This is a genomic window from Pseudomonas sp. TWR3-1-1 (assembly GCF_049896545.1).
Classification (GTDB): Bacteria; Pseudomonadota; Gammaproteobacteria; order Pseudomonadales; family Pseudomonadaceae; genus Aquipseudomonas; species Aquipseudomonas weihenstephanensis.
On sequence record NZ_JAFCUO010000004.1, the window covers coordinates 117,388 to 130,909 of the forward strand.

Sequence of the window (13,522 nt, forward strand, 5' to 3'; positions counted from 1 at the left end):
TGGGGTAGTCCCCTCGGCACGGGCCGTGCTCGTTTTTTGTTATGTACTCCTCACCCAGCATTTGTAACCGGTTCTGCTCCGGCTACGGTTGACCCGGATCATGCAGGCGGCGATCGATGGGCACACGGCACGCTCTAAGCTAGTTCCAAAACGGTATTTTCCCCTTTGATTTAAAGCACTTAGATTCAGCCCACCGGACCGCCGGACTCACCTTATAAACACCTCAGTTCAAGGTTGCGCCCATGTCCCTGCGTCCACTTTTGCTTGCCCTCGCCCTTGCCGGTGCCACGTTTCAGGCACACGCGGCTGACCTGACCATTGGCTACATCACCGGTATCGACCCCACCAAACTGGCTCAGGCCGAAGGCCGTTATGAGCAGGCCATCGGCGAAAAAATTGACTGGCGCCGCTTTGATGCAGGCCCGGCCGTGGTCGCGGCCCTGGCCTCGGGCGATCTGCAAATCGGCAATTTGGGTTCAAGCCCGCTGGCCGCTGCGGCATCGCGCAATGTGCCGCTGGTGACGTTTATCGTCACCGCGCAAATCAAAGGCTCCGAAGCGCTGGTGGTGCGTGACGGCAGCGGCATCAACGGCCCGCAAGACTTGATTGGCAAGACCCTGGCCACGCCTTTCGTCTCGACCTCGCATTACAGCCTGCTCGGCGCACTGAAACATTGGGGCCTGACCCCGCAACAGGTGAAAGTGGTCAACCTGAGCCCGGCGCAAATTACCGCCGCCTGGAAGCGCGGCGATATTGACGGCGCGTTCACCTGGTCGCCTGCGCTGGGCGAGATCCGCAAAACCGGCAAAGTGCTGACCGACGCGGGCCAGGTCAGCGAATGGGGCGCGCCAACCTTTGAGGTGTGGGTCGCGCGCAAGGACTACGCCGAGAAACACCCCGAAGTCATCGCCCAATTTGCCAAGGTCAGCCTTGATGCCATTGCCGACTACAACGCCCATCAGGCGGACTGGACCGCCGATTCGCCCAACGTGCAGAAGATCGCCGCCCTGACCGGTGCCAATGCACAAGACATCCCCGAGTTGTTGCAAGGTGCACATTTCCCTTCCACCCAAGAGCAAAAATCCGCCCGATTGCTGGGCGGTGGCACGGCCAAAGACCTTGCGCAAACTGCCGCTTTCCTCAAGGACCAAGGCAAAATCGAGAGCGTGTCAGCGGATTACTCGGGCTTTGTCAGCGACCAGTATTTGCCGGACTAAAAAGCCTCGCGTCATTGATAGCAATTGCACAGCATCGCCAATGGTGGGATATTCGCGAATGTTAAACGTTCTCAATCAGTGCCTTATGCGAACCTCCCCTCATCTGCTACTTGTCGAAGACGATTTTCGGTTGCGCCATGACCTTGAACGTCACTTATTGCAACGCGGCTTTGCCGTGACCGCCTGTGTCGATGGCACCCAGGGCTTGAATGCCCTGCAAAGCCAACCCTTTGACCTGGTGCTGCTGGACATTATGTTGCCCGGCCTTGACGGCCTGAGCCTGCTCGAAACCTTGCGCACGCATCAAAACGTGCCCGTGATGCTGATGTCGGCGCTGGGCAACGAGCAGGACCGCATCAGCGGCTTTACCCGCGGCGCAGATGATTACTTGCCCAAACCTTTCAGCCTCGCCGAACTGGATGCGCGCACCGATGCCCTGCTGCGGCGCATGGCCATGCAGGCCCAACGCCCTGTGCAAACACTCGACAGTGCGCTGACCTACGATGACGAGGCGCAGGACGTGCTCCACGCGGGCCATTTCGCCGGGCTCACCGGTTCGGAATTTCGCCTGCTGATGACCTTGCGCGAACATGGCGGCCAGGCCTTGAGCAAAGCTTTTTTGTATCAGCAGGTACTGCACCGTATTTACACGCGGCTAGATCGGGGGCTGGATGTGCATGTGTGTAACCTGCGGCGCAAGCTCGCCGCTGTCGGCGTGCAACATCTGCAAATTCAATCGGTGCGCAGTCAGGGCTACATCTTGATCGAGTCGCAGCCCGCCTGATGCGCCGTCATCCGTTGTTGTGGAAACTGGCGCTGCTGCAAATCAGCTTTTGCCTGCTACTGACCTGGTTCATCTGGATCTGGGGGCTGTCGGCCGAGCGCAGCACCTATTTTCTGTCTGCCCAAGAGCGCGACTATCTGCGCGATTACGCGCAACAGGCCCAGGACATCTGGCGCGAGCAAGGCACCGACGGGCTGGAGCGCTTCACCGAGCGATTGTCTGCCCGCGAACAAACCTGGGTCGCGGTGCTTGGCCCACGACTTGAAAGCCTGAGCAACACGCCTGTTACCCCCGCGCATTACCAACAGTTGACGTTCATGCGCAAGCTCGACTGGCCCATGAGCCGCCGCCTGATGGATGAACTGCCCTACGTCAGCATTCCGTTCCCGGACCACCCGCAACAGGGCCAATTGGTGATTCAACTACCCGAGCGCTTGCTGCCCAACGGCCTGACCGCCTGGACCCATGTTTTCAGCCACGGCGTGATGCCGACCCTGCTGGCGGCGTTACTCGGCGTGTTGCTCTACCGCCAACTGGTGGTGCCGCTCAACCGCCTGCGTGATCGCGCCGACGCGTTGCGCGCTGACGACCTCGACAGCCAGGCGCCACTGGCCCTGATGCGTCGTCGCGACGAACTGGGCGAATTGGCACACGCCTTCGAGCACATGGCCAGCCGCTTGCGCAACAGCCTCAATCAGCAACGTTTGCTGTTGCGCACCCTGTCTCACGAACTGCGAACGCCGTTGGCGCGCCTGCGCATCGCCCACGACAGTCAGTTACCAAACGCGCAACTGCGCCAACGCCTGGACCGTGAAATCGATGACATGCAGCATTTGCTCGAAGACACCCTCAACCTCGCGTGGATGGACACTGAACGCCCACAACTGACCCGCGAGCCGGTGCTGGTGCTGTCGGTCTGGGAAGCGCTGCGTGAAGACGCCTGCTTCGAAAGCCAGTGGCCCGTTGACCGCATGCCTTGCCTGTTGAGCACCGACTGTTGCGTCAACGTCAACCTCGACAGCTTGGCCCAGGCACTGGAAAACCTGCTGCGCAATGCCATCCGCTATTCGCCGCTGCAAGGCCAAGTGACCTTGAGCGGGTGGCGCGAAGGCGATGCGTGGCATCTGTGCCTGAAGGACGAGGGACCCGGTGTGCCCCCTGATGAGCTGGACACGCTGTTTGTGCCCTATCAGCGGCTGTCCGGATGCGTGGGCGAAGGCTTCGGCCTGGGGCTGGCGATTGCCCAGCGGGCCATTGAACTGCAACAAGGCCGGTTGTGGGCCACCAATGAGCGGCCGGGGCTGTGCATGCACCTGCTATTACCGGCAGCGCAGGCTGAGGGTGGCTGAGGACGCGGCACAAGTGTTTAGAAAGTTAATGCGCTTTACTCTCAATTAGCAGTCATTATCATTCGTGATCTTCTTGTATCAGGCCGTCCCGGAGATCACCGATGTCGTTACGTGTGTTGCGCCCAATCGCCCCTTTTGTGTTGTCCGGTTGCTGGTTGTTGAGTAGTGCTGTTCATGCTGCCCTTGCAGACGAAGACACTGCGCCACCCGCGCTGCAACTGGGTAACACCAACGTGATCGCCACGGCGCAGGAAGAAACCAAACAGGCACCCGGCGTGTCGATCATTACCGCCCAAGACATCAAAAAGCGCCCTGCGGCCAATGATCTTTCGCAGATCATTCGCACCATGCCCGGCGTCAATCTCACCGGCAACTCCACCAGTGGGCAACGCGGCAATAACCGCCAGATCGACATCCGTGGCATGGGCCCGGAAAACACCCTGATTCTGGTGGACGGCAAACCGGTCAACAGCCGCAACTCGGTGCGTTACGGCTGGCGCGGTGAACGCGACAGCCGTGGCGATACCAACTGGGTGCCGGCCGATCAGGTTGAGCAGATCCAAGTGTTGCGCGGCCCCGCCGCCGCCCGTTATGGCAACGGTGCCGCCGGTGGTGTGGTCAATATCATCACCAAGCAGGCAGGCGCCGAGACCCACGGCGACGTGACCGTGTACACCTCGTTCCCACAGCACAAGGACGAAGGCGCAACGCAGCGCATGAACTTCGGCCTCAATGGCCCCCTGACCGAGAACCTCAGCTACCGCGTGTACGGCAACATCGCCAAGACCGATCCCGATGACTGGGACATCAACGCCGGGCACCAATCGGCGCGCAGCGCCAATCAGGCCGGCACCCTGCCCGCAGGCCGCGAAGGGGTACGCAACAAAGACGTCAATGGCTTACTGAGCTGGCGCATGACCCCGGACCAGACTCTGGACTTCGAAGCGGGTTTCAGCCGCCAAGGCAACCTCTACACTGGCGATACGCAAAACACCAACAGCAACGCCAACGTGAAAAAAATGCTCGGCCACGAAACCAATCGCACCTACCGCGAGACCTATGCCCTGACCCATCGCGGCGAATGGGAGGTGGGCAATAGCATGGCCTTTATCCAGTATGAAAAGACCCGCAACTCTCGTCTCAACGAAGGGCTGGCCGGCGGCACCGAAGGGATTTTCAGCGACACCAACTTCTACACCGCCGTGCTGCGTGACCTGACGGCCCACGGCGAAATCAACTTGCCGCTGCACGCCGGGCTGGATCAAACCCTGACCCTGGGCACCGAGTGGACTGAGCAAAAACTCGATGACCCGAGTGCCAACACCCAAACCACCAGCGAAGGTGGCACCGTCGGTGGCCTGAGCAGCAGCAACCGCAGCACCGCATCGTCGGCGCGGATCTTCTCGCTGTTTGCCGAAGACAACATCGAGCTGTTACCCGGCACCATGCTCACACCGGGGCTGCGCCTGGATCACCACAACGTGGTCGGGGACAACTGGAGCCCCTCGCTGAACCTGTCCCACGCGCTGACCGACACCTTGACCCTCAAAGCCGGTATCGCCCGTGCCTACAAAGCACCGAACCTGTACCAGCTCAACCCCGACTACTTGCTGTACAGCCGTGGCCAGGGTTGCTATGGCCAGAGCACCAGTTGCTACCTGCAAGGCAATGCCGACCTCAAGGCCGAAACCAGCGTCAACAAGGAACTGGGCATCGAATACAAGGACAACGGTGTGGTCGCGGGCCTGACGTATTTTCGCAACGACTACAAAAACAAGATCGAATCGGGCCTGAGTCCGATTGGTCAGGCCAGTGGCGGTAAAGGTGAATATGCCAATGCGGCGATCTACCAGTGGGAAAACGTCCCCAAAGCGCTGGTCGAAGGGTTGGAAGGCACGCTGACCCTGCCGCTGGCCGAGCAACTGAACTGGACCAACAACTTCACCTACATGCTGCAATCTAAAAACAAACAGACCGGCGACTACCTGTCCGTGACCCCGCGCTACACGGTGAACTCGATGCTGGACTGGCAAGCCACGCCAGACCTGTCGCTGCAAATGAGCGCGACCTGGTACGGCAAGCAAACACCGAAAAAATACGACTACCACGGCGATCGCGTCACGGGCACCGCCAACAACCAGCTCGCGCCCTACGCCATTGCCGGTGTGAGTGGCACTTATGCGATCACCCGCCACCTGAGCGTGACCGCAGGCGTGGATAACCTGTTCGACAAGCGCCTGTACCGCGAAGGCAACGCCCAAGGCGTAAACAACATCGCAGGTGCCGGTGCCGCTACGTACAACGAACCGGGGCGCACGCTCTACACCAGCCTGACTGCATCGTTCTAAACCTGACGAGATCGCCTGATGAGACACCTCTCGCTCCCTCTGGCGTTGCTGCTTGCCCTGGCACTGCCAGGGTTCGCGGCGCAGGCCCGGCCTGCGCTGGACGCCCCAATGGACACCCGGTTGCTGCAACGCCAGGACCTGGATTACCGCTTCAGCCGGTTACTGATCGACTCGGCGGATGGCCAACGCCATTACCAACTGTGGATCGGGCGCCCGGCCACTGCCGCCCCCAAAACCGGCTTCCCGGTGCTGTGGATGCTCGATGGCAACGCGGCCGTCGGTGCACTGGATGCCGAGTTGCTCAGTCGCCTGGCCCACGGTCAGGCTCCGCTGCTGGTAGCGGTGGGGTATGACACGCCGCTGCGCATTGAGCGCACGGCCCGCACGTACGACTACACGCCTGCGCGCGCCGGTTTGAAGGCGCAGAGCGATCCCCTCACCGGTCTTCCCAGCGGCGGCGCCGATACGTTCCTTGACTTGCTGCGTGATCGCTTGCGCCCCGCCGTAGCGGCCAAAGCGCCCATCAACCTCGAACAACAAACCCTGTGGGGCCACTCGTACGGCGGTTTGCTGGTGCTGCACGCACTGCTGACCCGCCCCGGCGAGTTCGCTCACTATGCCGCCGCCAGCCCGTCACTGTGGTGGGGCGACGGTATCGCAGCCCAACAGGTTGCAGACTTGAAAAAGCGCATGGAGGACCACACAACCGGGGTGTTGTTGATGCGCGGCACCGATGAACCCGGCAACCCGCGAGCGCCAACCAGCGGCCCACCCGATCAACGGATGCAGCAACTGGTCACGGATTTACAAGGTATCGAGGGGCTGAACGTGCAGTTCCACCCGTTCAAAGGCATGAGTCACGGCCAAACCCTGCCCGCCTCGCTGCGCTACGTGCTGCACACGCTGTACATCGACTAATCGGGCCTGGCCTGACCGAGATCACAGGCCTCTTCGCGCATCCCGTTAGACTCCGGCTTCCCTGAAACCCCAAGGAGGGCCGGTTTTCAGTCTTAGGCACAACGGATTGATGATGGGAGTACACCCGTGAAGAACTGGCACTGGCTGGTTGGTATTTTGCTGATAACGGCACTGACCCTGCTGCTGGAAATCCCCGCTGACACGTGGCTGACCAGCGCCACACTGAGTCTGATCCTGGGCGCCACTGCGTTGGCGTATATGGCCGTGTCTTGCCTGCTCGCCAGCCGTTGGCGCGTGGTGGAAAATCTGTTCGGCGGCCTCGACCGTGTCTACGACACCCACAAATGGCTGGGCATCTGGGCGCTGGTGTTTGCCTCGTACCATTTGGTGTTCAAAGCCAACCTGGAGGTGTGGAACAGCGTGCCCATTGTGGAGCTGTCCAAATACTGGACGCGCATGGTGCGTCAGTTGAGCTACGTCGCGCTGGGCATGATTGTGCTGCTCGCCTTGAACCGCAACATCCCCTACAGCGTATGGCGCTGGTGGCACAAACTGTCCGGCCCGCTGTTTTTGATCGTGATCCTGCACGGTCTGAGCTTCAAATCCCCCATCACCCTGCTCAGCCCTGCGGGCATTTGGCTGGGCGTGCTCTGCGTACTGGGCATATTGGCGGCGCTGTACAAACTGCTGCTGTACCCGTTCGTGGCGCGTGCCGGTGAATACCGCGTGATCAACGTGCGCAGCGACAAAGGCGCGGTGCACTTGACCCTGGCCCCCATCGGTAAAGGCTTTGCCTTCAAGGCCGGTCAGTTCGCGTTTCTGTCGTTCAAAGACAAAGGCCTGCGCGAGCCTCACCCCTTCACCATCGCCTGCGCCCACCGTGAAAACGGCCACCTTGAGTTCGTGATCCGGGCCTTGGGGGACTACACCCAAGCCTTACGCGAGCAGGTCAAAATCGGCATGATTGCCGACCTCTACGCGCCTTACGGGCACTTCAAACGTCCGGCCAATGCGGCCAAGGAAATCTGGATTGGCGCAGGCGTCGGCATCTCGCCCTTTATCGCCTGGTTGCAAGACCCGCACGGCGAGCGTTTCGACGCCGCCACCCTGATCTATTGCTTCAACCCTGCCCGCGCCTTCCCGCCTGCAGAACAACTGCAACAGGTGGCCGAACAACGGGGCGTGGCATTCGTGGCCAATAGCGGGGGCACCGAGCAACTGGCCGAGCACCTGCGCCAAGCCCTCAACCACACTTCACCGGCAGCGGTGCATGTCAGTTTCTGCGGTCCAAAAGGCTTGTTGCTGCGGGTTCGCGAACTGATGCGCGAGTGCGGCGTGCCCGAGAAGAATCTGCATGTGGAGTTGTTTGAATTTCGCTGAGGGCAAAGGCGTACAGGCGCGGCTCAGGCAGCGCCTTTTTTATGGGCAGCGGATGCCATTTGATGCTAAAAGGCTGCGCTGCATAGCCGCCAGAGCGATTTTGAGTGTTCGAGTTCACCAGTTACATCGGGCTGTTCCTCGCCGCATTTGGCGCGGCGTCCCTGTTGCCGATGCAGTCCGAAGCGGTGCTGGTGGGCATGCTGGTGTCGACCCGCTACAGCGTGGTGCTGCTGTTGATCGTCGCCACACTCGGCAATGTGCTGGGGTCGGTGCTCAACTGGCTACTGGGGCGCTCGGTCGAGCGCTTTCGCCACAAGCGCTGGTTTCCCGTGAGCCAAACAAAGCTTGAAAAAGCGCAGCAGTTTTATCTGCGCTATGGCCGCTGGTCGTTGCTGCTCAGTTGGGTGCCGATCATTGGCGATCCTCTGACCCTGATCGCCGGAGTGATGCGCGAGCCGCTTTGGCGGTTTGTGCTGATTGTGACGCTGGCCAAAGCAGCTCGGTATGCGGTGTTGACCGCCCTTACGCTGGGCTGGATCAATGCTTAGGGTGCTGGCGCGCGCAGGGTGATGTGAGTGATTTCTGCCGCACGACCCAGCCGAACAGGAAAGCCGTTCCACAACCCGGTGCCGTTGCTCACGTAAAGCTGCATGCCTTGCACATCGTAAAGTCCCGAGACAAACCCCTGATTGGCCCATTGCGCCAATAGATGCGGCCCCAGGATTTGGCCACCGTGGGTGTGCCCCGACAGTTGCAGACCGACGCCTTGTCTGGCATTGGCCAGGGCGCCAATGGGGCGGTGACTGAGCAGGATGACCGGGGCATCCTGCGGAGCATCGCGCAGGGATGCGGCTACGTCCGGCAACGGTAACCTCGATGTCGACGCCGCTTTGTCGGTGATACCCGCCAGTACCAATTGCCGACCGTTATGGGTCACCAGCACGTGTTCATTGAGCAGCATGTGCAGGCCCAACTGTTCGAACGCGGGCAACCAGTGCACGTAGTCAACGTAGTATTCGTGGTTACCGGGGATGGCAAACACGCCATACCGTGCGCTGAGCTGCTGCAAGGGTTGCACATCGGCTGCACGGGCTTGCGGGGTGCCATCGACCAGGTCGCCGGTGATCACAATCAGATCCGGTTGCAGGGCATTGGTTTTTTCGACCACCGCCTGCATCCACGGCGCTTGCAGCAGTCGGCTGGCGTGCAGGTCGCTCAGTTGCACCAGCCGCAAGCCGTCCATTTGCGCCGGCAAATGCGGCACCGTGACTTCAATGTTTTTCACATCCGGCACGCGTATCGCTTGCCACACGCCCAATAACGACAAGCCGACGCTGATGATGCCCAGAGCGGCATTCAGGCGCCGATTGCGCAGCAGTTCTCGACCTTTTCGAGGTGAGACAAAATACGTCAGCAAGCCGATTACATCACGCATTAACAGCAGCAGTGCCAGCACGATCAGACTGCCAAACGCCCAGCCCAGCGCAATCAACACCTCACCGGGTATTTCGGGCGACGCCATGCTGCCAAACACATTGCGGGGGATCAGGTGATGCTCGGCCACCAGCAACAGCAACGCGCTGAGCACCCACTTGCCGGGCAGGCTGACACGCAATGGCCAGATGAAGCGCCCCATTACATACAGCGCGATGAATGCAGTAACCACATGAAACATGCTTATTTCCTGTCCAGACCTGAGGTGTGCGGCGCAAAGAGTGACAAGCCGGGGATGTCATTGCAACCGTTCGCCCGTCTCATAGCCGATGCAGCACTTGGCGCTGGCGCGTCAGGCTTGCGGCGTGTCTTGTGCGGCAGAACGGCTGATCCGGTACATGCTCACGCAATAAATCGCCAAGGCCACACCCGCCAGTCCGCCGCCGGTTACGCCAATGTAGGAGTAACCCGCGTTTGCGCCGACCCAACTGCCCAGCAGCGCCCCACCCCCGATACCTATGTTGTAGATGCCGGAGAACATGGCCATCGCCACGTCAGTGGCATCAGGTGCAAGCATCAGCACCCGCGATTGCAACGCCAACCCGAAGCACATGATGGCCATGCCCCAGAACAGGCTTAACGTGGCCAGATACGACTCTTTACCACTGAGCGGCAACAGCAACGTCAGGCACACGGCCAGCACCGACACGGCAACCACCAGAAAGCGTTGCGGGCTATGGCGATGCAACACGCTGAACAACAGCGAACCAATGATCCCGGCGCCGCCAAACAGCAGCAAAATGATCGTCACCACATTGCCACTCATGCCCGCCACGGTCTGAATGAACGGTTCGATGTAGCTGTAAGCGGTGAACTGCGCGGTGACCACCATCGCGGTCAGCACGTAAACGGCCACCAGCGCCGGACGCTTGAACAGCACCGGCAAGCTTCTGAGCGAGCCCGAGTTTTGGCTCGGCAACAGCGGCAACGTTCGCGCCAGCCAAAACACCAACGCCACGGCAAAACCGGCAATTACCAAAAATGTGGTGCGCCAGCCCATCGCCTCGCCCAGCAGTCGGCCCAGCGGAATCCCCAAGACCATTGCCAGTGAGGTGCCGGTCGCCAATAAGCCCAGTGCTTGCACCTGTTTGCCTTCTGGCGCCAGACGCACCGCCAACGACGCGGTGATGGACCAGAACAGTGCATGGGACAACGCGACACCAATTCGGCTGAGCATCAGGATGCCGAAGTTGGACGCCACACTGGACAGCACATGGCTGGCGATAAACATGCCAAAGAGGATCAACAGCAACTTGCGCCGCTCCACGTTGCGCGTCAGCAACATGATCGGCAGCGAGGTCAGCGACACGACCCACGCATAAATCGTGAGCATCAGCCCGACACTGGCGGTGGTCATATCAAAACTGGCACCTATCGCACTCAGCAGGCCCACGGGCACAAATTCGGTGGTATTGAACACAAACGCGGCCAGCGCCAGCGCGATGACCGGTTGCCAATTGGCATTGGATGAAACGTTGGGAGTGCTCATTTAAAGGGTGTACTACTCGCTATCGATGATCTAACAGGCCCATGACTCGACCTCCCCGGCACATGCTTTTTGCATTCACAACACGTGCCATGCGCAGCGGGTCAGCCGCCTGAGCCACACAGTGCGGCATTCTATAGGCATCTGCCCCAAACGTTAGTGCACATCGTTTGAGCGCGCGAGACATTTTGTCGCACTGGTGCCTGTGCCCCGCTTCAACCGTGCACTACCCCAAACAGGTTAGTGCGCAGCCCAGAGATGCTACCCTGCGCGCCTCAAAGATCTGGCAACCAGCCAGGCAACATCTCCCCGTGCCGGCGCCAGCGTGCCCAGGCCAGCAGGCGCGGGGCTGTTCAGGAGTTTTCATGGTCAAGCCTTCGCCGCGTCTTGCATTCAATGCCTTGAGTTTCAGCCTGCTGGTCACCAGCGCCGTGCAAACGGCTCACGCCAGTGAAACCGAGCTGCCCGCCATTTCGGTCACCGGCCAGGACAGCATTGGCTATCAGGCAGACACGGCATCGGTCGGCGGGTTTGACGCGGCACCGTTGCTCGACACCCCGGCTTCGATTTCGGTGTTCAATGAAGCGCTGATCAACGACCAACAGGCGCGCCTGCTCAGCGACGTGTTAAAAAATGACGCGTCGGTCGGCGAAAGCTATGCCCCCATCGGTTATTACCAGAACTTTGTAGTGCGCGGTTTCTCGCTGAACGCGGCCAGCAGCTACAAAATCAATGGGCGCACCATCGCTGGCGAGCAAAACGTCGGGCTTGAGAACAAGCAGCAAGTGGAACTGCTCAAAGGCCTTTCTGGCTTGCAAACCGGCATGTCGGAACCCGGCGGTTTGATCAACTATGTGACCAAACGCGCAGCCGATGTGCGCTCGGTAACGGTGTCCACCGACGAGCGTGGCAGCGGTTACATCGCCACCGACGTCGGCGGCTGGTTTGGCAGTGAGCAACAATTTGGCCTGCGCGCCAACGTGGCCCATGAAGACATCCACTCATACGTTGAGCACGCCAATGGCCAGCGCGATTTCGTGTCGCTGGCCTTCGACTGGAACATCAGCCCCGATGCGCTGCTGCAACTGGATGTCGAATACCAGACCAAAGAACAACGTTCAGTGCCCGGTTACCAACTGCTGGGCGGCACCGAACTGCCCCATGACGCCTCGCCAAAAAAGCTGCTGGGCCATCAAAGCGGCTCAAAACCCGTCACCATCGATTCGCTGAACATGAACGGCAACTTTGAGTACCGCTTCAGCGACAACTGGAAAGGCACCCTCAGCGCCTCACGCAGCAAAGTGGTGATCGATGACTACAGCGCCTTTGCCTGGGGTGGATGCGCGACAGGCGACGCGTGCTCCCAAGGCAACTATTTCACCCCTGAAGGCGGCTACGATATTTACGACTTCCGCAGCCCCGATGACACTCGGCGCAACGACGAGGCCCAAGCCACCCTCAGCGGCAGTTTCAATACGGGCGGCCTGCGCCATGAATTGACGGTGGGCAGCAGCGCCTTGCGCCGCGTGGTGAATAACCGCACCTCGATCATGGAGTGGATCGGCAGCGCTAACATCCACGCCGAACCCGCAGACTACCCGCGCTACAACGGTGCCTTGAACGACAGCCACCGACGCCTCGACAGCCGCCAATACGGGGTGTTCTTCAACGATCGCATCAGCTTCAACGAGCAATGGCAAACCGTACTGGGCGGGCGCGAAGTACGCCTGGACGAAAAAACCTTCGACGACAGCGGTGACACCACGCGCCACACCCAACGCTACGAATTCCTGCCGCAGGCAGCGCTGATCTACAAACCGCTGCACAACCTGACGCTCTACACCCGCTACAGCAAAGGCTTGTCGCTGGGTGGCACAGCGCCGTGGTTCGCCAGCAATGCCTTTGAGATCCTGACGCCCAGCGTTGCGCGGCAAATCGAAGCCGGGGTCAAGTACGACTGGCAGCGCTTGAGCCTCAGCGCCACGCTGTTCCAGATGCGCCAGGCGTACCAGTACTCGCAACCCGATGGCGCTGGCCACTTCACCTACGTGCAGCAAGGCGAGCAGAAAAACACCGGGCTGGAACTGGCGGCTAACGGCTGGGTGACTCAGCGCTTGCAGGTGTCTGCAAGTGTGGCGGCCATCCGCTCACGGGTATCGGGTAGCGGCACGCCCGAGTACGAGGGCCATCAAACCATCAACGTCCCGACCCTGCGCGCCAGCCTCTATGGCGATTACGCCCTGCCGTGGGTCGATGGCCTGGCGCTGCTCGGCGGCGTGCAATACAGCGGCAAAAAATACGCCAACCAACAGGGCAACGTCCAGGCGGCCAGTTATGCGGTGTTCAACATGGGTAGCCGCTACAGCACCCGCATCGAAGGGTACGACACGGTATTTCGCCTGACCGTCGACAACCTGTTCGACAAGCGTTACTGGCGCGATGTCGGCGACTACATGGGCGACAACTACGTGTTCCAGGGCGCACCGCTGACAGCCCGGTTGAGTGCTTCAATCGATTTTTGATGCAATTTCATTTGTGCGTCGCTT

General features: G+C 60.4%; 10 protein-coding genes. 8 read left to right on the forward strand and 2 right to left on the reverse strand.

The window, feature by feature from the left end:
* Positions 1 to 242: 242 nt before the first annotated feature.
* The 7 genes from tauA (at position 243) to ACP7A4_RS11325 (ending at position 8,544) form a co-directional block, all read left to right on the forward strand.
* A complete protein-coding gene (gene tauA / locus ACP7A4_RS11295; protein ID WP_059762096.1) occupies positions 243 to 1,217 on the forward strand; it encodes a taurine ABC transporter substrate-binding protein in 975 nt (324 codons plus the stop codon).
* Positions 1,218 to 1,302: 85 nt separating this feature from the next.
* Positions 1,303 to 2,001: a response regulator transcription factor gene (locus ACP7A4_RS11300; protein WP_203303490.1), complete on the forward strand. Its 699-nt coding sequence runs from the start codon at positions 1,303 to 1,305 to the stop codon at positions 1,999 to 2,001.
* Positions 2,001 to 3,350 (forward strand): HAMP domain-containing sensor histidine kinase, encoded by a 1,350-nt coding sequence (locus ACP7A4_RS11305; protein ID WP_426246861.1) that lies wholly within the window; start codon positions 2,001 to 2,003, stop codon positions 3,348 to 3,350. The genes ACP7A4_RS11300 and ACP7A4_RS11305 overlap by 1 nt, the downstream gene beginning before the upstream one ends.
* Before the next feature lie 101 nt (positions 3,351 to 3,451).
* Positions 3,452 to 5,698, forward strand: a complete 2,247-nt coding sequence (locus ACP7A4_RS11310; protein ID WP_426246863.1) for a TonB-dependent siderophore receptor — start codon at positions 3,452 to 3,454, stop codon at positions 5,696 to 5,698.
* 18 nt (positions 5,699 to 5,716) lie between these two features.
* Positions 5,717 to 6,616, forward strand: a complete 900-nt coding sequence (locus tag ACP7A4_RS11315) for an alpha/beta hydrolase (protein WP_426246865.1) — start codon at positions 5,717 to 5,719, stop codon at positions 6,614 to 6,616.
* A 126-nt stretch (positions 6,617 to 6,742) separates the two neighbouring features.
* Complete coding sequence (locus ACP7A4_RS11320; RefSeq protein ID WP_059762091.1) at positions 6,743 to 7,996, forward strand: ferredoxin reductase family protein; 1,254 nt, start codon at positions 6,743 to 6,745, stop codon at positions 7,994 to 7,996.
* A 104-nt stretch (positions 7,997 to 8,100) separates the two neighbouring features.
* Entirely contained in the window at positions 8,101 to 8,544 is a 444-nt protein-coding gene (locus ACP7A4_RS11325) for a YqaA family protein (protein ID WP_426246868.1), read from the forward strand.
* Here the strand turns inward: ACP7A4_RS11325 and ACP7A4_RS11330 are convergent.
* Positions 8,541 to 9,671 carry a metallophosphoesterase gene (locus tag ACP7A4_RS11330; RefSeq protein WP_426246870.1) on the reverse strand — a complete coding sequence of 377 codons (1,131 nt, stop codon included), beginning with the start codon at positions 9,669 to 9,671 and terminating at the stop codon, positions 8,541 to 8,543. The two genes, ACP7A4_RS11325 and ACP7A4_RS11330, sit on opposite strands and share 4 nt — an antisense overlap.
* A gap of 111 nt (positions 9,672 to 9,782) precedes the next feature.
* Positions 9,783 to 10,979 (reverse strand): sugar transporter, encoded by a 1,197-nt coding sequence (locus ACP7A4_RS11335; protein WP_059762088.1) that lies wholly within the window; start codon positions 10,977 to 10,979, stop codon positions 9,783 to 9,785.
* A gap of 362 nt (positions 10,980 to 11,341) precedes the next feature.
* Here ACP7A4_RS11335 and ACP7A4_RS11340 point away from each other — a divergent pair, with 362 nt between their 5' ends.
* Positions 11,342 to 13,498: a TonB-dependent siderophore receptor gene (locus ACP7A4_RS11340; protein WP_426246872.1), complete on the forward strand. Its 2,157-nt coding sequence runs from the start codon at positions 11,342 to 11,344 to the stop codon at positions 13,496 to 13,498.
* Positions 13,499 to 13,522: the final 24 nt, after the last annotated feature.

Coding starts and splice junctions, on each gene's coding strand:
- tauA (WP_059762096.1), top strand. CDS start 243: ATGTCCCTGCGTCCACTTTTGCTTGCCCTCGCCCTTGCCGGTGCCACG.
- ACP7A4_RS11300 (WP_203303490.1), top strand. CDS start 1,303: ATGCGAACCTCCCCTCATCTGCTACTTGTCGAAGACGATTTTCGGTTG.
- ACP7A4_RS11305 (WP_426246861.1), top strand. CDS start 2,001: ATGCGCCGTCATCCGTTGTTGTGGAAACTGGCGCTGCTGCAAATCAGC.
- ACP7A4_RS11310 (WP_426246863.1), top strand. CDS start 3,452: ATGTCGTTACGTGTGTTGCGCCCAATCGCCCCTTTTGTGTTGTCCGGT.
- ACP7A4_RS11315 (WP_426246865.1), top strand. CDS start 5,717: ATGAGACACCTCTCGCTCCCTCTGGCGTTGCTGCTTGCCCTGGCACTG.
- ACP7A4_RS11330 (WP_426246870.1), bottom strand. CDS start 9,671: ATGTTTCATGTGGTTACTGCATTCATCGCGCTGTATGTAATGGGGCGC.
- ACP7A4_RS11335 (WP_059762088.1), bottom strand. CDS start 10,979: ATGAGCACTCCCAACGTTTCATCCAATGCCAATTGGCAACCGGTCATC.
- ACP7A4_RS11340 (WP_426246872.1), top strand. CDS start 11,342: ATGGTCAAGCCTTCGCCGCGTCTTGCATTCAATGCCTTGAGTTTCAGC.